Origin of the sequence: Streptomyces galbus (assembly GCF_005280195.1) — a bacterium.
GTDB classification, from domain to species: Bacteria; Actinomycetota; Actinomycetes; order Streptomycetales; family Streptomycetaceae; genus Streptomyces; species Streptomyces galbus.
In genome coordinates, this window is sequence record NZ_SZPR01000031.1 from 134,164 (window position 1) to 155,195 (window position 21,032).

The window sequence follows — 21,032 nt, forward strand, 5'->3', positions numbered from 1 at the left end:
AGCGGTTGTGGACAACCCCGTCACCCGCCCGGGAGCTCCAGGTCGCTCTTGTTGAGCTCCTCAATGTTCACGTCCTTGAACGTGAGCACCCGCACCTGCTTCACGAACCGGGCCGGCCGGTACATGTCCCAGACCCACGCGTCCGCCATGGAGACCTCGAAGAACACCTCACCCTGGACCGAGTGCACCTGCATCTCGTAGTCGTTGGTCAGGTAGAAACGCCGCTCGGTCTCGATCACGTATTTGAACAGACCGACGACATCGCGGTACTCCCGGTAGAGCTTCAGCTCCATCTCGGTCTCGTACTTCTCGAGGTCCTCGGCGCTCATGGCATGTTCCCCTTCAGCCGTGCGATCCCCCCATTGTGCGCCAGTACCGCGGACCCCTAGACGATTTCCGTGTCGAGGGTCACCGGCGCGGCCGGGGGACCTTCGTCGAGCAGCCTGCGCAACAGCTCGGCGAGTCTGGTCGGATACACCGTCTCATGCGTCCGGGTCAGTTCCGCACAGGTCCACCACCTCGCTCCGGCGACGCTGCGCCGTTCCAGTTCCGTCAGGGCCTGGGCACGGGTCGCCGTGGTCGTCGTACGGGCCAGGAAGTACCACTCGTCCTGGTCCCAGCGGCGGCCCGCGAACGGGAACGAGCACCGGCGCCGCCACAGCACCGGGCCGAGCTCGGCGTCGGTGATGCCCGTCTCCTCGGCGAGTTCCCGCACCGCGGCCGCCTCACGGGTCTCGTCGCCCTCGACGCCGCCGCCGGGCGTGAACCACCAGTCGTCGGCCGGGTCGTCCGGCTCGTGCCCGTGCAGCAGCAGGATGCGGTCGTCGGGGTCCAGCAGGACCACCCGGGCGACCCGGCGCAGCCCGCCGGCGCAGCCGTCCTCGGCGACGCCGTCACCAGCACCGACACTCGCACCCGCGCCCATGCCGGCGCCCGCGGACGTCTCAGCGGGCACCGGCCGCTCCCGTCGCCGGTCGCGGCCCGCGGCGGCCGGACGCCCGCTTGGCGATCGGGCCGTACGCGCCGCCGCCGAGGACCAGGACCGCGCCGACGACGATCAGCGTGAGGATCAGGCGCAGTGGCCCAGGCTGCGAGAGGGCGCCCAGGGCCTGGAAGCCGGTGGGGCGCTTGAGCATGCCGTCCATGGGATAGACGACGGCGTCCACGCGGGCGCTGACCGCGCTGCGGGCGACCGTGCCCTGGGCGGCGTCGGACAGGTGGGCGGTGGAGTCCAGGGAACCCTGGCGCTCGTCGCCGAGCAGGAACAGGCGGCCCTCGGGGACCTTCACGGTGGGGAAGTCGGTGATCTCGGCGAGGCTGCCCTCGGGCAGGTAGGGCTCGTCGATCTGCCTGCCGTTGACGGTCAGCTTGCCGTTCGTGCAGCACGCGACGGTGTCACCGCCGACGGCGACGACCCGCTTGACCACGTCGGCGTTGGTGACCCAGCTCTTGTCGTGGAAGACCACCACGTCACCGCGGCGCACCTCGCCGCCGTCGATCCGCTGGGCCAGGACCCGGGCCCCGGCGTCGATGGTCGGGGACATCGAGCTGGTGGGCACGGTGTACGGCCGGTAGACCACCGCTCCCCAGGCGAAGCCGCCGAGGAACAGCACCAGACCCAGCGCGATGGCCAGCCCGGACAGGCGCTGTCCGGTCCGGCCGCCCACCGGGCCCGCCGTGGTGCCGCCGCCGTGCGGGGCCGTTCGTGTCGTGCTCTCGCCACCCATGGGTCCGCACCCTACCCGGCGGTACCGAACGGGGTCAGCCCCTCATCGGCCGCCGGGTTCCCAAGCTTGGGAAAGGGTGTGCCGGGGCGCTGAGGTGCGGGCCGGCGTCTAGCGGGGCGAGGACGAGGCGGTCGGTGCGGCCGTCGCCGCCGCGGTGGCCCGCCGACGGCGCCACAGGGCGAGCGGTACGACGCCGACGAGCGCGAGGCCCTCCGGCGCGACGGTGACGGCGGCCGAGCGGGCGCTGAGGCTGGGCTGGTCGAAGGTGTCCGGCACCGGCAGGGTGCCCCAGCGGTTGATCGGCCAGGCCTTGACGACGGCGCGGCCCACGACGTCGTCGACCGGGACCATGCCGTGGTGGCGGTCGGACTGGTTGTAGCGCGAGTCCCGGGAGTTCTGGCGGTGGTCGCCCATCACCCAGACGTAGCCCTTGGGGACCTTCACGGTGAACTGGCCGCCCTGGTCGTCCTGGCTGCACGGGGTGTTGCCCGGGTACACGTACGGCTCGTTCAGCGCCTTGCCGTTGACGGTGAGCGGGCCGGTGCCGCTGCACGCGACGGTGTCGCCGCCGACGCCGATGACCCGCTTGATCAGGTCCTTCTCCTCGGCGGACGGCATCAGGCCGATCCAGCTCAGGAAGGTCTGCAGGGCGTTCGGCTCGGGCGTGGGCTCGCCCGCGAGCCAGTTGTCCGGGTCGTGGAAGACGATGACCTCGCCGCGCTCGGGCTCGGAGCCGAACCACGGGGTCAGCTTGTCGACGAGGACGCGGTCGCCGCGCTGGAGGGTGTTCTGCATCGAGTCGGACGGGATGGAGAACGCCTGCACCAGGAACGTCTTGATCAGCAGCGCCAGGACCAGCGCGATGCCGATCAGGATCGGCAGTTCCTTCCAGAAGGACCGCGGCTTCTTGGGCTGCTTCGGCGGGGCTCCGTCGGAGCTGCCGGAACCGTCGGTGCCGTCCGCACCCTGTCCGCCGCCGGCCCCGGCCTGCCCGCCGGGTGTTCCGTCCTCGGCTGCCCCGGGGTCATTCCCTGAGGTCACGGCGCCGTCCGCGGCCCGGTCGGCCGCTTCCACGGGGCGTCCGCGGTGCTCCTCGCCGTCGTGTCCGGACCGTGCGCCAACCGCCACATCCCCCACGCCAACTCCTCACTGTGTGCCGCTGCCTGCTCCCTACGCGGCGCAGGCCCACCACTCCCATAACGAGCGGGAGTTCCGCAGGGCTCGGGAGTCGGATCGTTCCGTTTCGATCGTCGGGGGCAACCCTATGCGACAGCCGGGGGGCCGAGGCGGCAGCGGAGGCGGTCGAGTCGGTGACCGAGGAGAAGGTTTGCGGTTCCTTGAGACTGTTCCAGTGGCCGAGCGGCCAGGCGATGACCATGGCGCGGCCCACCACCTCGTCCACGGAGACGGTGCCGCCGTAGTCGGTGTCCTGGTGGAAGCGGGAGTCGGCCGAGTTGGCCCGGTGGTCGCCCATCACCCACAACCGGCCCTGCGGGACGGTGACGTCGAACGGCGTGTTGGACGGGGCGTTGCCCGGGTAGAGGTAGCCCCCCTCGTCCAGGGGAACGCCGTTGACGGTGACCCGCCCCTGGGTGTCGCAGCACTTGACGTGGTCGCCGCCGACGCCGACGACGCGCTTGATGAGGTCCTTCTCGTTGTCGGACGGCAGCAGCCCGATGAAGGTCAGGCCCTCCTTGACCTGCTTGACCACCACCGGGTCGTTCTTCTTGGTGGTGCTCTGCTCGTCCTGGAGCCAGCCGCCGGGGTCCTTGAACACCACGACGTCCCCGCGCTCAGGCTCGGAGCCGAACCACGGGGTGAACTTGTCCACGAGCACCCGGTCGCCGATCCGGATCGTCTGCTCCATCGAGCCGGACGGGATCACGAACGCCTGCACCAGGAACGTCTTCAGCACCAGCGCGATCAGGACGGCGACGCCGACCAGCAGCGGGATCTCCCGGACGGCGGAGCGCCTGCGCTTGCGCTTGACCTTGCGCTGGAGCTTGCGGCGCTCCGCTCGCGTGCGCCCGCCGGACGGGCCGGAGGCGCGCCGGGAGCCGGTGGGCAGGAGGCTGGCCGCGCCGTCACCCGGTGTGCCGCGCGGCTTGCCGCGGTTACCCATGGGCACCGCCCGCCGGTGCCGGTACGCGCGCGTACGCGTCCGGGCGGTGGAGGCGGGTGAGGTGCGCGGCGGGCCAGACGATCCAGTCGACGCGGCCGACCACGCGGCGGACCGGGATCATGCCGCCGCCCGGCGAGCCGAGGTGGTCGCGGGAGTCGCGGGAGTCGCTGCGGTGGTCGCCGAGCACGAACAGGGTGCCGTCGGGCACCACGACGTCGAAGGGCACCGTGGACGGACTGTCGCCGGGGTACAGGAACGCCGACTCGTCGACGGACCGGCCGTTCACCCGGATCCTCCCCTCCTGGTCGCAGCAGACCACGCGGTCTCCCCCCACGCCCGCCACGCGTTTGACGTAGTCGGCGTCACCGAAGTACCCGGTTCCGTCGAACACGACGACGTCGCCGCGGCGCGGCGCGGCACCGAAACGGTACGCCAACTTATTTACGGCGACGCGGTCCCCGATCCTCAATCCGTCCTCCATGGATCCGCTGGGGATCTGGAAGGGCTGGACCACGAACGTGGTGAGGAGCAGCAGGAAGGCCAGGCAGATCAGCAGGGTCAGGCTGACGCGGCCGCCCGGGAGCCGGCCGGTGATCCGCGCCGCCCACGCAAAGCGCGACCGTCCCTCCGGTCCCTCGCCGCCCGGCGGGTGGCCGGGCGGGGTGGGGCGGGAGGAGCGGTCGCGCTCCGTCGGCTGTGCTTCGGTGTCCATCGGGGCCAGATGCTATCCGGCCCAGACGGGGACTCCCGAACGCGCTCAGTTGTCGCGCTTCTCCTTGATCTTCGCGGCCTTGCCGCGCAGCTCACGGAGGTAGTACAGCTTGGCGCGGCGCACGTCACCGCGGGTGACCAGCTCGATCTTCTCGACGATCGGCGTGTGCACCGGGAAGGTGCGCTCGACGCCGACGGAGAAGGAGACCTTGCGGACCGTGAAGGTCTCGCGCACGCCGGAGCCCTGGCGGCGGATCACGACGCCCTTGAACTGCTGCACACGGGAGCGGTTGCCCTCGATGACGCGCACGTGGACGTTGACGGTGTCACCCGGGCGGAACGCCGGGACGTCGCTGCGCAGCGAGGCGGAGTCGACGGTGTCGAGCAGGTGGGCCATGTCGTCTGCTTTCTTCGCTGATGCCACAGGTCATCAACGGAAACTAGGGGTGTTCGGAAAAAAGGGGGCCGTGAGGTCGGAGCGGGCGTCGTCTCCCCCTGTGGCAGGGGCGCGCGCCGGACCGTGCACAGCAGCGGCCTATTCTTCCATGCCCGGGGCCCGTCGCCAAAATCGACCGTACGGCTCACCTGCGGGATCCGGTTCCCAGCCGAGGATGGACAGCATCTCGCGGTCCTTCTTGTCGAAGGACGCGGGGGCGCAGCGCTCGATCAGGTCGGGCCGGTGGGCGGTGGTGCGGCGCAGGGCCTCGTCGCGGCGCCAGCGGGCGATCTTCCCGTGGTGCCCGCTGAGCAGGACGTCCGGGATCTCGCGGCCGCGCCACTCGGGGGGCTTGGTGTAGACGGGGCCCTCGAGGAGGCTGGCCATGGCGCCGGGTGCGAAGGAGTCGTCGCGGTGGGACTCGGCGTTGCCGAGGACCCCGGGCAGCAGCCGGGCCACGGCCTCGGTGACGACCAGCACGGCCGCCTCGCCGCCGGCCAGGACGTAGTCGCCGATGGAGACCTCGTACACCGGTATCCGCGTCGCGTACTCGTCGATCACGCGCCGGTCGATGCCCTCGTAGCGGGCCGGGGTGAAGACCAGCCAGGGGCGTTCGGACAGCTCGACGGCGAGGTCCTGGGTGAAGGGGCGGCCGCTCGGGGTCGGCACGATGAGCGCGGGTGCGTGGGCGCCGCGTTCGTAGCCGTCGGCGAGGACCGCGTCCAGGGCGTCGCCCCAGGGCTCGGTCTTCATGACCATGCCGGGGCCGCCGCCGTAGGGGGTGTCGTCGACGGTGTTGTGCCGGTCGTAGGTCCAGCGCCGCAGGTCGTGGACGTGGACGTCGAGCTGTCCGCGCGCGCGTGCCTTGCCGACGAGGGAGACGTTCAGGGGGTCGAGGTACTCGGGGAAGATCGTGACGACGTCGAGGCGCATCAGGACGCGTCCCCCGGGGCGCCCTGCGCGCCGTCGCCCGGCAGCTCCTCCGGGCCGTCCTGCGCGTCGTCGCGGGCGGAGGCGATCTCGGCGCGGTCGTCGATCAGGCCCGGCGGGGGTGCGATGACCGCGCGCTGCTCCTCCAGGTCGATCCCGGTGACGATCTCCTCGACGAAGGGGATCATCACCTCGGTGCCGTCGGGCCGCTCCACGATGAACAGGTCCTGGGTGGGCAGGTGGGAGATCTCGGTGATGCGGCCGACCTCGGTGCCGTCCTCGGTGACCACGTCGAGGTCGATGAGCTGGTGGTCGTAGTACTCGTCCTCGCCCTCCGGCAGTTCCTCCGGGTCGACCTCGGCGATCAGGAGGGTGTTGCGCAGGGCCTCGGCCGCGGTGCGGTCCGCGACGCCCTCGAAGCGCAGGAGGAGCCGGCCGCTGTGGACGCGGCCGGAGGCGATGGTGAGCGGACCGGTGGCGGCCGGGTCGGTGGCCAGGACGGCCCCGGGGGCGAGCCGCAGCTCGGGCTCGTCGGTACGTACCTCGACGGTGACCTCGCCCTTGATGCCGTGGGCGCGGCCGATCCGTGCGACTACGAGCTGCACTGTCGGAGTTCTCCTGTCGGAACGGTCGGAACGGTCGCCGCGCGCGGAACAGGAGCCGGCCGGCGGACCATACGCCTCGGGCCGGGGAGGGCACTGAGCCGTCCCCGGCCCGAGCCGGTGGTGCGATGCTGCGAATGCGTCAGCGGACGTGGTCCACGTCGACGAGGTCGACACGGACACCGCGGCCGCCGATGGCGCCCACGACGGTGCGCAGGGCGCGCGCGGTGCGGCCGTTGCGGCCGATCACCTTGCCGAGGTCGTCCGGGTGGACCCGGACCTCGAGCACGCGTCCACGGCGCAGGTCGCGCGAGGCGACCTGCACATCGTCAGGGTTGTCGACGATGCCCTTCACGAGGTGCTCAAGCGCCTCTTCGAGCATCTGGCTCAGGCCTCGGCCGACTCGGACTCAGCCGCGGCCTCGTCCTTCTTCTCGGCCTTCTTCTTCTGGGTGATCGCCTCACCCTTGCCCTCGTCGTCGCCGCCCAGGGCCTCGAACGACGGGCGCGCCTTCTTCGGCTCGGCGGTCAGCAGCGGAGCCGGGGCGGGCTCGCCCTTGAACTTCTGCCAGTCGCCGGTCTTCTTCAGGATGGCGAGCACGGGCTCGGTCGGCTGGGCGCCGACACCGAGCCAGTACGCCACGCGCTCGGCGTCCACCTCGATGATCGAGGGGTGGTACGTCGGGTGGTACTTGCCGATCTCCTCGATGGCCCGGCCGTCACGGCGGGTACGGGAGTCGGCGACGACGATGCGGTAGTGAGGCGAACGGATCTTGCCCAGACGCTTCAGCTTGATCTTGACTGCCACGGGAGTGGGTTCTCCTGGAATTGACGTGGTTGGGCACGGCGGAACTGCCGCGTGGGGTTGCGGTACCCGAGTGCCCGATGGACGCGTCAGCCGGAGGAGAGAGGGGTCCTGTGCGACTGTCGAGTACAGCTAGCCATTGTGCCACACCCGGCGGGGCGCTCCGGCCCGGGCGTCCGTGCGGCCTCCGCGGCCGGGCAGGCGGCAGCGGCGCCCGGCGGGCACGGGACGACGGGCGAGGGGGTTGCACCGCGGGGCGCGGGGACGCGCGCGGCCGGCCACCACGGGATCGGTCGATCCCCTGACCGGGCACACGGCCCCGCGCCCCGCGCAACCGGCAGCCACGAGATGCCGGTGACGCGTCGGTGCGCCTAGGCCGCTCCGGCGACCTCCGGGATGCGGAACGGCTTCCCGCAGCCGCCGCAGACGATCGGCGCCTGGGCCAGGACCGAGGGGACGACCCGGACGTTGCGCCCGCAGTCGCACACGGCCTTGACCCGGACCCCGCCGCCGGAGGAGCCGTGCCGCGCGGCCGGGCCGCGGAAGGCGCGGGTGGCGTCGGAGGACGTCGCCGCGGTGTGGGCCTTGAGCGCCCGCTGGAGCCGCTCGATGGTCGGGCGGTACCGCCGCTTGGCCTCGGGGCTGAGCGTGACCAGCGAGAAACCGCTGCTGGGGTGCGGTTCGTCCGGGTGGTCCAGGCCCAGCTCCTCGGCGATCGCGAGGAACCTGCGGTTGTGGTAGCGGCCGGCCCGCGACGTGTCACGGACGCCGCGCGCGGCGGCGATCCCGTGCACTGCCTCGTGCAGCAACCGCTCGAAGGAGAGTTCGTGACCGCACGCGGACGACGACTCCCCGATCAGGGATTCTGGCGCGGCAAGGTCCGGCAGCTCGGGGTGGTGCCGCTGAATGTCGGCCCACGCCTGCGCCAGCTCTGCGGCGAGAACAGGTGGTGTCTGTGTCGTGCTCACGTAATGACAACGAGCGGGGGTGCCGCTGTGTTCCTATTCCGGGGCATCCCAAATAATTTGCACGTACCCGTCAGTTGCGACTGATGCGTCCTGACGAGGGCGGGTGCGCTGATCTGCGGAGAAGCCTCGCAGCTCACCACAAGGTGGTGCGTAGTCCGCGGTACGCCCCGGCGTGTACGCCGTCGAGCGCGCCGGACGAGGGAGGGCGGGCCGGGGCGCAAGAGGAGTTCCGGCCGCTTCGCGCCCCGGCCCACTGCCTCAGTAAGCGCGCGCGACGACGGCGACGTTACCGGGTGCGTCCTCCGCCTGCGGCACCGACCCGTCCTCGGCGACGAGGCACCGTACGGTCACGCCCTGCTCGGCCAGCCGGGCCTCGCCCTGCGCGCCGAGGGCCGCCCACGGGATGCGGGCCCAGCCGGTGGCGGCGGCCTCGACGGCCTCCTCGATCGTGGACACCTCGGCGGTGCGGGACAGCCGGCGCTCGCGGGACTGGGTGAGCAGCAGCGCGTGGTCCTCCTCCAGCAGGCCGGGCAGCCGCTCGACGAGGGTGTCCAGGGACACCGCCTCCTTGCCGCCGGGGATGCGGCGGGCCAGCATCGCGGTGCCGTTCTCCAGGTCGCGCGGGCCGATCTCGATCCGCACGGGCACGCCCTTGAGCTCCCAGTCGACCGCGCGCCGCCCGAACGGGGTGTCCACCCGGTCGTCGACCTGCACGCGGACGCCGGCCGCCCGCAGCCGGTCGCCGAGCTCGCGGACCTTGGCCAGAACCGCCTCGTCGCCCTTGATCGCCAGGACCACGGCCTGGATCTGCGCGAGCCGCGGGGGCACGCGCAGCCCGCTGTCGTCGCCGTGCATCATCACCAGGGCGCCGATCATGCGCGTGGTCGAACCCCAGGAGGTCTGCCAGACCAGTTCCTGGGTGCCGTCCTTGGACAGGTACGTGGTGTTGAACGCCTTGGCGAAGTTCTGGCCCAGCTCGTGGCTGGTGGCCATCTGCAGCGCCTTGCCGTCGCCCATCATCCCTTCCAGCGTGAGGGTGTTGAGCGCGCCGGCGAACCGCTCCCGGACCGTCTTGCGGCCGGGGACGACGTCCATGGCGAGGACGTTCACCATGAAGTCCTCGTACACGCGGCGGTGGATGTGGGAGGCGAACTCGCGCGCGTCCTCGTAGGTGGCGTGCGCGGTGTGGCCCTCCTGCCAGAGGAACTCCGTGGTGCGCAGGAAGAGGCGGGGCCGCAGTTCCCAGCGCACCACGTTGGCCCACTGGTTGATGAGCAGCGGCAGGTCGCGGTAGCTCTGCACCCACTTCGAGAAGTAGTCGTTGATGATCATCTCGGAGGTGGGCCGGACGACCGCCGGCTCCTCCAGCTCCTTGCCGCCGCCGTGCGTGACGACCGCCAGCTCCGGTGCGAAGCCCTCGACGTGGTCGGCCTCGCGGGTGAGGTAGGACTCGGGGATCAGCAGGGGGAAGTAGGCGTTCTGGGTCCCGGTCTCCTTGATGCGGGCGTCCATCTCGGTCTGCATCCGCTCCCACAGCCCGTACCCGTACGGTCGGATCACCATGGTGCCGCGCACCGGGCCGTTGTCGGCCAGCTCCGCCTTGTTGATCAGATCCTGGTACCAGCGGGGGAAGTCGTCCGCCTGGGGCGTGAGAACGGGTGCCTTTGCCATGGCGCGATGGTACGGGTCCGCGTTGCCGGGATGTGAATTCTTGCCACAGGCATGGTCAACCCCCAAGCAGGGCCCCACGCCCCCTGGACGCCGCCGCGAGCGGGGAGTTACCTGGCATACGGGAACCCGCTGACGCACGGCACGGGGGCCGGGCGACGAGCGGGTGCGGCTGGAACTGTCGACTCTCTCTCGTCGGATTGGGGCGCTTATCCATGACACCTACGCTCGTGCGGCAGCACCTTCCGCAGGCGGGGCCCTCGCCCCGCGCGGATCGCGGTGCACGCGCGCGTGACTGGTCGGAGATCCAGGAGCGGATGCTGGTGCCGCTCTACGAGGCCGTCTACGAGCGACTGGAAGTGGGCCCCGGCACGCGCGTGCTGGGCCTCGGCTGTGGTTCCGGGCTCGCCCTGCTGATGGCGGCGTCCCGGGGCGCGGCCCTCACCGGTGTCGAGTCCGCCTCCCCCGAGCGGCTCGCGCTGGCACGCGAACGGCTGCTGCCCGAGGGGCGGCCGGCCCGCGCGCGGACGGACGCACGGCTCGTGCAGGGCGCGCCCGGGGAGGCGGCGGGCGCGCGGAGCCCGGCGTACACCCTGGTGACCGCGTTCGAGCCGATCGGGGCGCTGGCCGGTGACGCGGAGCGGCTGACCGCCTCGCTCGCCGCGGCGGTGCCGCTCGCCCGGCGCGGGGCGGCGGTGGTGCTGGTCGGCTGGGGGCCGCCGGAGCGCTGCGCCACCACGGCCGTGCTGCGGGCGGCGGCCCGGGAGAACGAGCCGCCGCGCTGGCGGCCGCCCCTGCGGGACGACCTGGAGCGGGTCGCCGAGCGGGCGGGCCTCGCCCCCGACGGTTCCGGGCGGGTCGCCTGCCCGTTCGGGTACGCGGGCGTGGACAGCGCGGTGCGCGGGCTGCTGTCGACGGGGCTGTTCGACGAGGCCGCCGCCGGGACGGACGCGGCGCAGGTCGACAAGGAGCTGGCCGAGGCGCTGCACCCGTACCAGCGGCGCGACGGCACGGTGTGGATGCCGAACGTGTTCCGCTACCTCGTGGCCCGCGTGCCCTGAGGGGTCACCGGCGCGGGGCGGGGCGCGCTCACGGCTCGTCCTTGGTGGTGCGGACGATGCCGGCGATCCGGTAGGCGTCGGCCTCCTCCAGCGTCTCGCGCTCCAGCAGCGCCTCGGCCAGGGCGTCCAGTCGGCCGCGGTGGTCCCTCAGGGCGCGGCGCGCCTCCTCGTAGCACTCGTCGACGACCCGGCGCATCTCCTCGTCGATGGCGTCGAGGGTCTGCGGGGCGGCGGCCAGGCCGTACGCCTGCTGGGCGTCGCCCGGGAGCGCGGACAGGCGGCCGACGCGCTCGCTCATGCCCCAGCGGGAGACCATCCCGCGCGCGATGCGGGTCACCTGCTCCAGGTCGTTCTCGGAGCCGGTGGTGATCACGCCGTAGACGACCTGCTCGGCCGCCATGCCGCCGAGGGCCCCGATGATCCGGCCGCGCAGGTACTCCTCGGTGTACGCGTACTTGTCCGCGTCCGGCGTGGACAGCGTGACGCCCAGCGCGCGCCCGCGCGGCACGATGGTGATCTTGCGGACGGGGTCGGCGCCGGGCTGCAGCATGCCGAGCAGCGCGTGGCCGCTCTCGTGGTAGGCGGTGCGCCGGCGCTCCTCGTACGGCATGACCAGCGCGCGCTCGGCGCCGAGCTGCACCTTCTCCAGGGCGTCGGACAGGTCGGCCGGGGTGACCTGCCGCTGGTCGCGCTTGACGGCGAGGAGGGCGGCCTCGTTGGCGAGGTTGGCCAGTTCCGCGCCGGTCATGCCCGGGGTGGTGCGGGCGACCTGGGCGAGGTCGACGTCGTCGGCGAGCGGGATGCCGCGGGTGTGGATGCGCAGGATGGCCTCGCGGCCGCCGCGGTCCGGGGGCGAGACCTGCACGACGCGGTCGAAGCGGCCGGGGCGGGTCAGTGCCGGGTCGAGGACGTCGGCGCGGTTGGTGGCGGCGATGACGATGACGCCCTCGGAGCCGGAGAAGCCGTCCATCTCGGTGAGGATCTGGTTGAGGGTCTGCTCGCGCTCGTCGTGGCCGCCGACGCCCGCTCCGCCGCCGCGGGCCCGGCCGATGGTGTCGATCTCGTCGATGAAGATGATCGACGGGGCGACCTTGCGGGCCTCGGCGAACAGCTCCCGCACGCGGGAGGCGCCGACGCCGACGATCATCTCGATGAACTCCGAGGCCGAGGCGGAGAAGAACGGCACCCCGGCCTCCCCGGCGACGGCCCGCGCCAGCAGGGTCTTGCCGGTGCCGGGCGGGCCGGCGAGCAGCACGCCGCGCGGCATCTTGGCGCCCATCCGGCGGTAGGCGTCGGGGTTCTTCAGGAAGTCGACGACATCGTTCAGCTCGCCCTCGACCTCGTCGATGCCGGCCACGTCCGCGAACGTGGTGCGCTGCTCCCCCGGCTCCAGCTCGACCGGCTTGGGCGGGGCCTTGCGCCCCAGCATGCCGCCCGCGCCGCCGAGGCCCGCGCGCATCCGGCGCGCGATGAAGATCCACACGGCGACCAGGAGCAGCATCGGCGCGAGCGAGATCAGGAGGTTGGCCAGGAAGCTGCGGTGCTGCACGACGGGCTCGGCGGTGACGGTGACGTCGTGCCGGGTGAGGTCCTGCCAGAGGCCGTCGTCCGCGAAGGTCGGCCGCTCGGTCTTGAACTTGGTGTACGTCCCGTCGCCCTCGGGGTTGTCGCGGGCCTTCTTGAGCTGGCCCTGGATGGCGTTGCCCTTGGCGTAGATCTTCTTGACGTTCCCGGTGTCGACCTGCTTGCTGAACTCCGTGTAGGAGATCGTCGGCTCGGTCTCCTCGTCCAGGTAGGACAGCACCAGGTTGGCGATCAGGTACACGACCAGCGCGGTGAGGGCCAGCCGCCACCAGCCACCGCGCAGCCGCCGTCCGCCGGGGGGCTTCGGCGGCTCCTCGGGGGCGCCCTCGGTGCGCCAGGGCTGGTCGGGCGACTTGCGCGGCGGCGCAGGGTTGGTCATATCGGGACGTTACGACACGGTCCGGGCACCGGCACGCCCAGCCGGGTGCCTGCGGGAACGACGCGGGGCGCCCTCCCGGCGGAAGGGCGCCCCAGCGCGTGTGAGGGCTGCTGCGACCGGTCAGCCCATGAACTTCTTGAACTCGTCCGGCAGCTCGAAGTCCTCCGCCTGCTGCGGCAGCCCGAACGCGTTGCCGCCCTGTCCGGCCGCCTCGCGCCGCTGCGCCGCCTCCAGCTCCTGCTGCCTGCGCTTCATCGGGTTGCCGGAGCGCTGCTTGCCCTTGGCCTTCTTCTGCTGCTTCTTCTGCCGGCCGGGCCCGCCGCCCATGCCCGGCATCCCGGGCATCCCCGGCATGCCGCCGCCCTGGGCCATGCGGGACATCATCTTGCGGGCCTCGAAGAACCGCTCGACCAGGTTCTTCACGGCGCTGACCTCGACACCGGAGCCCTTGGCGATACGGGCGCGGCGCGAGCCGTTGATGATCGTCGGGTCCTGGCGCTCGCCGGGGGTCATCGACTTGATGATCGCGGCCGTGCGGTCGACGTCGCGCTCGTCGATGTTGTTGATCTGGTCCTTGATCTGGCCCATGCCCGGCAGCATGCCGAGGAGCTTGGAGATGGAGCCCATCTTCCTGACCTGCTCCATCTGGGCCAGGAAGTCGTCCAGGGTGAAGTCCTGGCCCTTCTTCGACGCCAGCTTGGAGGCCATCTTGGCGGCCTCTTCCTGGCTGAACGTCTTCTCGGCCTGCTCGATCAGGGTGAGCAGGTCACCCATGTCGAGGATGCGGGAGGCCATCCGGTCCGGGTGGAAGGCGTCGAACTCGTCGAGCTTCTCACCGTTGGACGCGAACATGATCGGCTTGCCGGTGATCTGCCGGATCGACAGGGCGGCACCACCGCGGGCGTCACCGTCGAGCTTGGAGAGCACCACGCCGTCGAAGCCGACGCCGTCGCGGAACGCCTCGGCGGTGTTGACGGCGTCCTGACCGATCATCGCGTCGACGACGAACAGGATCTCGTCGGGGCGCACCGCGTCCCGGATGTCCGCGGCCTGCTGCATCATCTCCTGGTCGATGCCCAGGCGGCCGGCGGTGTCCACGATCACGATGTCGTGGACCTTGGCCTTGGCGAACTCGATGGAGTCCTGGGCGACCTTCACCGGGTCGCCCACGCCGTTGCCCGGCTCGGGCGCGAACACGGCGACCCCGGCGCGCTCGGCGACGACGCTGAGCTGGTTGACGGCGTTGGGGCGCTGGAGGTCACAGGCCACCAGGAGCGGGGAGTGGCCCTGCTCCTTCAGCCAGCGGCCCAGCTTGCCCGCGAGGGTCGTCTTGCCGGCACCCTGCAGACCGGCCAGCATGATCACGGTGGGCGGGTTCTTGGCGAACCGCAGGCGGCGGGTCTCCCCGCCGAGGATGGTGACCAGCTCGTCGTTGACGATCTTGAGAACCTGCTGCGCCGGGTTCAGCGCCTTGGAGACCTCGGCGCCGAGCGCGCGCTCCTTGACGTTCTTGATGAACTGCCGCACGACGGGCAGCGCCACGTCGGCCTCGAGGAGTGCGATGCGGATCTCGCGCGCGGTGGCGTCGATGTCCGCCTCGGAGAGCCGTCCCTTGCCACGCAGGTTCTTGAAAGTAGCTGAGAGGCGATCGGAGAGAGTATCGAACACGGCGCTCGCGGTCCTCGGGGTCGGTGGTGGCTGCGGGAATCGCCCTCCAGGGTATCCCGGAGGAGCGCGGCGGGGTCACGGTCGTGCCGGAGCCGGTCCCCCGCCCCGGTTCTCAGCCCCTCAGGGTCTCCTCCAGCTTGCGCGCCACGGCCACCGCCTCCTCCCCCGGCAGCGGGTCCCCCTCGGGCCCCGTGACGTAGAAGGCGTCCACGGCGTTGGCGCCCAGCGTGCTCACGTGGGCGCTGCGCATCCGCACCCCGGCGTCCTCCAGCGCGCGGCCGATGCGGAACAGCAGGCCGGGCGCGTCCTGGGCGCGCACCTCGATCACCGTGGCGTGCCGGGAGGCAGCCGGGTCGACCGTGACCCGCGGCGGCGGCGCGACCACGCCCCGGCGGCGCGGGTAGGCCGCGTCGCGCTCCGCGAGGCGGCCTGCGACGTCCAGCGAGCCGTCCAGGGCGCGCACCAGGTCCGCGCGCAGCCGGGCGGCCTGGGGCAGGGAGCCGTACTCGGCGGCCACCCGCCAGTCGAGCAGCAGCACCGACCCCTCGACCCCGTCGGGCAGCTCCAGCGCCCGCAGCTCGGCCGTGCGCACGGTCAGCCGGTGCACGGCCAGCACCCCGGCCACCGCGGGCAGCACCCCCGGCTGGTCGGGCACGGCGATGAGCAGCTCGACCCCCAGCGGCTCGGGCCCCTCCGGCGTCTCGGCGGCCTCCCCCGCGGGCGGCTCGGTCTGGGCCCGCAGCGCCAGGACGGGTCCGCCGGTGGCGACGGACTCCAGGGCGAGGCGTTCCTGCTCGGCGGTGACCGCGGCGGCCGCGGTGGCCCGGGGGTCCTCGGGGAGGTCCCCGGCGAGCACCGCCGAGACCCGCCGGACCAGGTCGGCGACGAGCGAGCCGCGCCAGGACGACCAGGCGGCCGGGCCGGTGGCGAGCGCGTCGGCCTCGGTCAGCGCGTGCAGCAGCTCCAGCGTGGACTGGGTGCCCACCGCCCGGGCGACCAGCGCCACGGTGGCCGGGTCGTCCAGGTCGCGCCGGGTGGCCGTCTCGACGAGCAGCAGGTGGTGGCGGACCAGGGCGGCCAGTACGGCGGCGTCGGCGCGGTCGAAACCGATGCGGGCGGCGACGTCCTGGGCGATGATCTCCCCGGCCACGGAGTGGTCGCCGGGCCACCCCTTGCCGATGTCGTGCAGCAGCGCGGCGACCAGCAGCAGGTCGGGGCGGCTGACCCGGCGGGTGAACTCGGAGGCGCGGACGGCCGTCTCGATGAGGTGCCGGTCGACCGTCCACACGTGCACGGCGTTGCGCTGCGGGCGGCAGCGCACCCGTTCCCAGTCCGGCAGCAGCCGGCTGATCAGCCCCTCCGCCTCCAGCGCCTCCCAGACGTCGACGGTCGGCCGGCCGGAGCCGAGCAGGGTGACCAGTTGCTCGCGCGCCTCGGCGGGCCAGGGCGTGGGCAGCGGGCGCACGGTGGCCGCGAGGCGCCGCACGGCGTGCAGGGACAGCGGGAGGCCGGCCTGGGCGGCGGCGGCCGCGGCGCGCAGCGGGAGCACCGGGTCCCGCTCGGGCCGGGCGGCGCGGGCGAGCACGGCCTCGCCGTCCTGTTCCACGACCCCCTCGGCGAGCGGCGAGCGCTCGGTGACCGGTTTGCCCCCGCCCAGCATGGCGCGCAGCCTCGGGCGCACCGAGCGGGACCGCAGGACGCGGCCCACCTCGCGCCAGGTGACGTCGCTGGCGTAGGAGATGACCCGGGCGGCCTCGTAGACCTGGCGCAGCAGGGTGTCCGCGTCGAGCAGGCCCAGTTCGGCGGCGACCTGGTCCTGCTCCTGCAACGCCAGCCGGTCGGTGGCGCGGCCGGTGGCCAGGTGCAGCGCGTCGCGTACGTCGAGGAGGCGGCGCCGGGCGTCGTCGAGGCCCTCGCGCGGGGCGTCGGCCAGCCAGGAGGCGGCGACGGCGCGCAGCGCGGTGGCGTCCCGCAGCCCGCCGCAGGCCTCCTTCAGGTCGGGCTCCAGCAGGTACTGCAGCTCGCCCTGGCGCTCGCCGCGCTCGGCGCACAGCTCCTGCAGTTCGGGCAGGCGCCGGGGTGCCTGGTTGCGCCAGTCGGCGAGGACCGTGGTGCGCAGCGCGGCCGTCAGCCCGAGGTCACCGGCGAGGTGGCGGGCGTCCAGCAGGCCCAGTTGCACCTTGAGGTCCTCGGCGGCCGTCCTGCGGGCCTCGGCCGGCGTGCGGACGGAGTGGTCGAGGGCGAGCCCGAGGTCCCAGACGGGGTACCACAGGCGGTCGGCGAGGGCGGCGACCGCCTCGGGGTCGCTGCCGTCGTGCAGCAGCACCAGGTCGAGGTCGCTGCGGGGGGACAGCTCGCCGCGGCCGTAGCCGCCCACGGCGATCAGCGAGGCACCGTGCAGTGCCGGGGCGGCCGCCGTGAACAGGCCGGCCAGCCAGCCGTCGGTCAGTTCGGCGAGGGCGGCACGGCGCGGCGGCCCGGACCGCGCCCCCTCGGTGAGGAGGCGCAGCCGGGCCGCCGCGTAGCCGCTGGGTCCCGAGTCCTCTGCTTCGTCTCGCACGTCCGTACTCGTCACCCAGTGACTCCTGTTCTTCTCCGCGGTCAGAGCGCGTCCGGGCCGCGCTCGCCGGTGCGCACCCGTACGGCCGTCTCGACCGGCAGGGACCAGACCTTGCCGTCGCCGATCTTGCCGGTGCGGGCCGCCTTGACGACGACCTCGATCAGCTGCTCGGCGTCGTCGTCCTCGGCCAGGACCTCGATGCGGATCTTGGGTACCAGGTCGACCGTGTACTCGGCGCCGCGGTACACCTCGGTGTGTCCCCGCTGACGACCGTAGCCGCTGGCCTCGGTGACCGTCAGGCCGTGGACGCCGAAGGCCTGCAGGGCCTCCTTGATCTCGTCGAGCCGGTGGGGCTTCACGACGGCGGTGATGAGCTTCATGCGTCCACCTTCCTGGCAGCGGTGCCGGCCACCGGGGCGGGCGCGGCGGTCGTGCGGGCGGCGCCGCCGCCGGCCCCGCTGAAGTCGTATGCGGTCTCGGCGTGCTCGGCCGAGTCGATGCCGGAGACCTCGTCGTCCTCGGGGACGCGCATCCCGATGGTCCGGTCGAGGAGGAAGGCGAGGACCGCGGAGGCCACCAGGGAGTAGCCGAGGACGGCGAAGACGCCCGCGCACTGCTTCCAGAACTGGTCGAGGCCGCCGCCGTAGAAGAGGCCCTGGGCGTCGGACTGGCCCTTGCCGGTGGCGAAGAAGCCGATCAGCAGGGAGCCGGCGATGCCGCCGACCAGGTGGACGCCGACGACGTCCAGGGAGTCGTCGTAGTTGAACCGGTACTTCAGGCCGACGGCCATGGCGCACAGCACACCGGCGATGGCACCGACGGCGATCGCGCCGAGCGGGGAGACCGCACCGCCGGACGGGGTGATGGCGACCAGGCCGGCGACCGCGCCGGAGGCGGCGCCCAGCGTGGTGAAGGCGCCGTGGCGGATCTTCTCGTAGGCCAGCCAGGCCAGCATGGCGGCGGCGGTGGCGACCTGCGTGTTGACGAACATCAGCGCGCCGACGCCGTCGTCGTTGCCGAGCCAGGACCCGGCGTTGAAGCCGAACCAGCCGAACCACAGCAGCCCGGCGCCGAGCATGACGAGCGGCAGGCTGTGCGGGCGCATCGGGTCCTTCTTGAAGCCGACCCGCCGGCCGATGACGAGGATCACGCCGAGCGCCGCGGCACCGGCGTTGATGTGCACCGCCGTGCCGCCCGCGAAGTCGATCACGCCCAGCTCGAAGGCCCAGCCGCCGGAGCCCCACACCCAGTGGGCGACCGGGAAGTAGACGATCGTGACCCACAGCGTGATGAACAGGGCCCAGGCGCTGAACTTCACACGGTCCGCGAGGGCGCCGCTGATCAGGGCCGGGGTGATGATCGCGAACATCAGCTGGAAGACGCAGAAGACGAAGACCGGGATGGTGTAGCCGTCCCAGAGCTGGGTGAGCCCGATGTTGCTGAGGCCGACCCAGTCGGAGTTCCAGCCGATGACCGAGCCGGAGTCGGCGCCGAAGGCGAGGGAGAAGCCGTAGAGCACCCACAGGACCGTGACGATCCCGAGGCTGATGAAGCTCATCATCAGCATGTTCAGGGTGGACTTGACGCGGACCATGCCTCCGTAGAAGAAGGCCAGGCCCGGGGTCATGAGCATCACCAGGGCGGAACAGATGAGCATGAAGCCTGTGTTCGCGGACGACAGCGTCGGTGCGTCCGCCGCAAGCGTGATGGCTGGTGCCATCGGCGTCTCCTCGTCGTAGGTACGGCCCCGTGCGGGCGAAGCCTGTGCGGAATGAGGGGTGGGCCGGTTATGCGCCATGAGATTCGCGCAGCGCCGTTTCGGCGGGCGCCCCTCGTTGTTTCGCCGGGGTGACGAAGGCGTCCTGCGTGTTACGCGTGGGTGAAGTGCCCGCTGCGCGGCTGCGCGATCGTTATGGTGGCGCAACCTTCCGCGGGGGAAAGGAACCGGCCGCGGGCGGCCTTCCGACGACCTGGCATGGGGGAGCCGAGTCGGGCTGTTCGGGAGGGCCGGCCGCGGCCGGGGCTCAGGGGTGGTGCGGCGGTCAGACCGCCTCGGCGGTCTCGGGCAGTTCGACGGCGAGCCGGTCGGTGAGGTCGACGATCTCGCTGAGGTCGCCGAAGTCCCGCACGGCGGTGTCCACGGTCTTTCGGATACGGGTGTTGACGCGTTCGGAACGGACCTTCTTGGCGATGCCCATGGCCTCCACCGCGTAGGCCGTGGACTGCTCGGGTTCGCCGCGCAGCAGGTGCACGGTGGCCATGCCGATGAGGTTGAGCGCGTAGGACCGCTGGTGCTCGCGGTCCTCGGCGAAGAGGTCGACGGCGCGCCGCATCAGCGGCTCGGCGAGGGAGGCGTAGGCGGGACTGCGGCCGGCCACGTAGGCGAGGTCGCGGAAGGAGTGGCTGTTCTCGCCGTGCAGCTCGGCCTCGGAGAAGAAGCGGATCCAGTCGGGGTCCGGCTCGTCCCACTCCTCCGCGTCGGCGAAGGTGTCCTCGGCCATCCGCACGGCCCGCTTGCACCGGCCGGGCTGGCCCATGTTGGCGTAGGCGCGGGCCTCCATCGCATACAGCATCGACTGGGTGCGCGGGCTCGCGCAGTCCCGGCTGCCGTACTGCGCGAGGTGGATGAGCTCCAGCGCGTCGTCGGGCCGCCCGAGGTGGATCATCTGACGGCTCATGCTGGACAGGACGTACGAGCCGAGCGGACGGTCGCCGGCCTCCTTGGCCGCGTGCAGCGCGAGGACGAAGTACTTCTGCGCGGTGGGCTGGAGCCCCACGTCGTAGCTCATCCAGCCCGCCAGCTCGGCCAGTTCGGCGGCGACCTTGAACAACTTCCTGGCAGTGGCCTCGGGTTGCGGCTCCTGGAGCAGGTCGGTGACCTCGTGGAGCTGGCCGACGACGGCCTTGCGGCGCAGTCCGCCGCCGCACTGGGCGTCCCACTGCCGGAACATCACGGTGGTGGACTCCAGCAGCTCCAGCTCGGGCTTGGAGAGCCGGCCGCGGGCGCGGCTGGTCGGCAGGGGCTCGTCGGTCTCCTGGCGCGGGGCGGACGGGCTGGGCACGAGCCAGCGCTGGAGGGGTTCGATCAGGGAGGGGCCCGCCGCCAGGGTCAGCGACGTCCCGAGGAAGCCGCGCCGCGCCAGCATCAGGTCGCTGCGCGAGAACTCGCTGAGCAGCGCCACCGTCTGCGGACCCGTCCAGGGCAGGTCGACTCCGGTCGCGGACGGGAGCTGCCGGGTGGCGCGCAGGCCGAGGTCCTCGACGGAGACGACACAGCCGAACCGCTCGGAGAACAGCTCGGACAGGATCCTCGGGATCGGCTCGCGGGGGTTCTCGCCGTCCAGCCAGCGGCGGACCCGCGAGGTGTCGGTGGAGATGTGGTTGGCGCCCAACTGGCGGGCTCGGCGGTTGACTTGGCGGGCCAGCTCGCCCTTGGACCAGCCGCTGCGCACGAACCACGACGTGAGGAGCTCGTTGGGGCGCTTGTCGGCGCTCGCAGCGTTCGTCCCGCTTCCGCCGTTGCCGCTCACTGGAACGCCCCCATTCCTGAGACCACTTGTCGCTGAGTGCGCCAAGCCCTATCAGAATGCCGGTCCGCGGGGCCCTCCGTCCGGCGGTTCTCACCCTTCGAACGGAAAGCCGACTTGCCCCCGGCATACCCGCAAGTGCATGTGCCCCCGGGCCTCGTGCACTCACAGTAATCCTACGATCACGCCTCCAGCCATGGCGATCCCGGAAACGCCACCATTCGCCACCCCTTCGAATGAACTCAGGGTGTCGCGTTCGCGATTCACTTGACATAGACCGGCCGG

20 protein-coding genes are annotated in these 21,032 nt (G+C 72.3%); 1 reads left to right on the plus strand and 19 read right to left on the minus strand.

Translation table 11 applies throughout. From position 1 onward, the window contains the following. Positions 1-20 precede the first annotated feature (20 nt). The 13 genes from E4U92_RS31250 to proS all read right to left on the minus strand — a co-directional run bounded on the left by E4U92_RS31250 (position 21) and on the right by proS (position 9,971). Complete coding sequence (locus E4U92_RS31250; RefSeq protein WP_003965949.1) at positions 21-329, minus strand: DUF2469 domain-containing protein; 309 nt, start codon at positions 327-329, stop codon at positions 21-23. A 56-nt stretch (positions 330-385) separates the two neighbouring features. After that, complete coding sequence (locus E4U92_RS31255) at positions 386-925, minus strand: NUDIX hydrolase (protein ID WP_137303950.1); 540 nt, start codon at positions 923-925, stop codon at positions 386-388. Positions 926-944: 19 nt separating this feature from the next. Beyond that, positions 945-1,727, minus strand: a complete 783-nt coding sequence (lepB, locus tag E4U92_RS31260; RefSeq protein WP_137303802.1) for a signal peptidase I — start codon at positions 1,725-1,727, stop codon at positions 945-947. A gap of 108 nt (positions 1,728-1,835) precedes the next feature. After that, positions 1,836-2,864, minus strand: a complete 1,029-nt coding sequence (gene lepB, locus E4U92_RS31265; RefSeq protein WP_137303803.1) for a signal peptidase I — start codon at positions 2,862-2,864, stop codon at positions 1,836-1,838. Further along, on the minus strand, positions 2,752-3,849 hold the full coding sequence (lepB, locus tag E4U92_RS31270; protein ID WP_137303804.1) for a signal peptidase I: 1,098 nt from the start codon (positions 3,847-3,849) through the stop codon (positions 2,752-2,754). Before lepB (E4U92_RS31270) ends, lepB (E4U92_RS31265) begins: the two co-directional genes overlap by 113 nt. Further along, complete coding sequence (lepB, locus tag E4U92_RS31275; RefSeq protein ID WP_137303805.1) at positions 3,842-4,561, minus strand: signal peptidase I; 720 nt, start codon at positions 4,559-4,561, stop codon at positions 3,842-3,844. Before lepB (E4U92_RS31275) ends, lepB (E4U92_RS31270) begins: the two co-directional genes overlap by 8 nt. Positions 4,562-4,606: 45 nt before the next feature. Next, positions 4,607-4,957, minus strand: a complete 351-nt coding sequence (gene rplS / locus E4U92_RS31280; RefSeq protein ID WP_137303806.1) for a 50S ribosomal protein L19 — start codon at positions 4,955-4,957, stop codon at positions 4,607-4,609. Between the two features lie 138 nt (positions 4,958-5,095). Then, a complete protein-coding gene (gene trmD / locus E4U92_RS31285; protein WP_137303807.1) occupies positions 5,096-5,929 on the minus strand; it encodes a tRNA (guanosine(37)-N1)-methyltransferase TrmD in 834 nt (277 codons plus the stop codon). Continuing rightward, positions 5,929-6,531, minus strand: coding sequence for a ribosome maturation factor RimM (gene rimM / locus E4U92_RS31290; RefSeq protein WP_137303808.1), 603 nt, complete (start codon positions 6,529-6,531; stop codon positions 5,929-5,931). Before rimM ends, trmD begins: the two co-directional genes overlap by 1 nt. A 139-nt stretch (positions 6,532-6,670) precedes the next feature. After that, the gene (locus E4U92_RS31295) at positions 6,671-6,910 is read right to left on the minus strand and encodes an RNA-binding protein (RefSeq protein WP_005479813.1); all 240 of its coding nucleotides are present in this window, start codon (positions 6,908-6,910) and stop codon (positions 6,671-6,673) included. Positions 6,911-6,915: 5 nt separating this feature from the next. Further along, entirely contained in the window at positions 6,916-7,335 is a 420-nt protein-coding gene (gene rpsP / locus E4U92_RS31300) for a 30S ribosomal protein S16 (protein WP_067239053.1), read from the minus strand. A 368-nt stretch (positions 7,336-7,703) separates the two neighbouring features. After that, complete coding sequence (locus tag E4U92_RS31305; RefSeq protein ID WP_067239050.1) at positions 7,704-8,300, minus strand: hypothetical protein; 597 nt, start codon at positions 8,298-8,300, stop codon at positions 7,704-7,706. A 258-nt stretch (positions 8,301-8,558) separates the two neighbouring features. After that, on the minus strand, positions 8,559-9,971 hold the full coding sequence (gene proS, locus E4U92_RS31310) for a proline--tRNA ligase (protein ID WP_137303809.1): 1,413 nt from the start codon (positions 9,969-9,971) through the stop codon (positions 8,559-8,561). A gap of 212 nt (positions 9,972-10,183) precedes the next feature. Here proS and E4U92_RS31315 point away from each other — a divergent pair, with 212 nt between their 5' ends. After that, complete coding sequence (locus E4U92_RS31315) at positions 10,184-11,029, plus strand: class I SAM-dependent methyltransferase (RefSeq protein WP_137303810.1); 846 nt, start codon at positions 10,184-10,186, stop codon at positions 11,027-11,029. Between the two features lie 28 nt (positions 11,030-11,057). Here E4U92_RS31315 and ftsH read toward each other — a convergent pair whose 3' ends face one another. The 6 genes from ftsH to nsdA all read right to left on the minus strand — a co-directional run bounded on the left by ftsH (position 11,058) and on the right by nsdA (position 20,750). After that, entirely contained in the window at positions 11,058-12,992 is a 1,935-nt protein-coding gene (ftsH, locus tag E4U92_RS31320; RefSeq protein WP_137303811.1) for an ATP-dependent zinc metalloprotease FtsH, read from the minus strand. A gap of 120 nt (positions 12,993-13,112) precedes the next feature. Further along, positions 13,113-14,660, minus strand: coding sequence for a signal recognition particle protein (gene ffh / locus E4U92_RS31325; protein ID WP_137303812.1), 1,548 nt, complete (start codon positions 14,658-14,660; stop codon positions 13,113-13,115). Positions 14,661-14,772: 112 nt separating this feature from the next. After that, positions 14,773-17,235 carry a [protein-PII] uridylyltransferase gene (locus E4U92_RS31330; protein WP_137303813.1) on the minus strand — a complete coding sequence of 821 codons (2,463 nt, stop codon included), beginning with the start codon at positions 17,233-17,235 and terminating at the stop codon, positions 14,773-14,775. Between the two features lie 26 nt (positions 17,236-17,261). Further along, on the minus strand, positions 17,262-17,600 hold the full coding sequence (locus E4U92_RS31335) for a P-II family nitrogen regulator (RefSeq protein WP_039656487.1): 339 nt from the start codon (positions 17,598-17,600) through the stop codon (positions 17,262-17,264). Continuing rightward, positions 17,597-18,940, minus strand: a complete 1,344-nt coding sequence (locus E4U92_RS31340; protein WP_137303814.1) for an ammonium transporter — start codon at positions 18,938-18,940, stop codon at positions 17,597-17,599. Before E4U92_RS31340 ends, E4U92_RS31335 begins: the two co-directional genes overlap by 4 nt. 322 nt (positions 18,941-19,262) lie before the next feature. Then, a complete protein-coding gene (gene nsdA, locus E4U92_RS31345) occupies positions 19,263-20,750 on the minus strand; it encodes a transcriptional repressor NsdA (protein ID WP_137303815.1) in 1,488 nt (495 codons plus the stop codon). Positions 20,751-21,032: the final 282 nt, after the last annotated feature.

What these genes read in the sequence shown, in the direction of transcription:
- E4U92_RS31335 (WP_039656487.1), bottom strand. Translation starts at nt 17,600, where the DNA reads ATGAAGCTCATCACCGCCGTCGTGAAGCCCCACCGGCTCGACGAGATC.
- lepB (WP_137303804.1), bottom strand. Translation starts at nt 3,849, where the DNA reads ATGGGTAACCGCGGCAAGCCGCGCGGCACACCGGGTGACGGCGCGGCC.
- E4U92_RS31340 (WP_137303814.1), bottom strand. Translation starts at nt 18,940, where the DNA reads ATGGCACCAGCCATCACGCTTGCGGCGGACGCACCGACGCTGTCGTCC.
- E4U92_RS31255 (WP_137303950.1), bottom strand. Translation starts at nt 925, where the DNA reads ATGGGCGCGGGTGCGAGTGTCGGTGCTGGTGACGGCGTCGCCGAGGAC.
- lepB (WP_137303802.1), bottom strand. Translation starts at nt 1,727, where the DNA reads ATGGGTGGCGAGAGCACGACACGAACGGCCCCGCACGGCGGCGGCACC.
- E4U92_RS31250 (WP_003965949.1), bottom strand. Translation starts at nt 329, where the DNA reads ATGAGCGCCGAGGACCTCGAGAAGTACGAGACCGAGATGGAGCTGAAG.
- ftsH (WP_137303811.1), bottom strand. Translation starts at nt 12,992, where the DNA reads ATGACCAACCCTGCGCCGCCGCGCAAGTCGCCCGACCAGCCCTGGCGC.
- proS (WP_137303809.1), bottom strand. Translation starts at nt 9,971, where the DNA reads ATGGCAAAGGCACCCGTTCTCACGCCCCAGGCGGACGACTTCCCCCGC.
- lepB (WP_137303805.1), bottom strand. Translation starts at nt 4,561, where the DNA reads ATGGACACCGAAGCACAGCCGACGGAGCGCGACCGCTCCTCCCGCCCC.
- trmD (WP_137303807.1), bottom strand. Translation starts at nt 5,929, where the DNA reads ATGCGCCTCGACGTCGTCACGATCTTCCCCGAGTACCTCGACCCCCTG.
- rplS (WP_137303806.1), bottom strand. Translation starts at nt 4,957, where the DNA reads ATGGCCCACCTGCTCGACACCGTCGACTCCGCCTCGCTGCGCAGCGAC.
- E4U92_RS31295 (WP_005479813.1), bottom strand. Translation starts at nt 6,910, where the DNA reads ATGCTCGAAGAGGCGCTTGAGCACCTCGTGAAGGGCATCGTCGACAAC.
- E4U92_RS31315 (WP_137303810.1), top strand. Translation starts at nt 10,184, where the DNA reads ATGACACCTACGCTCGTGCGGCAGCACCTTCCGCAGGCGGGGCCCTCG.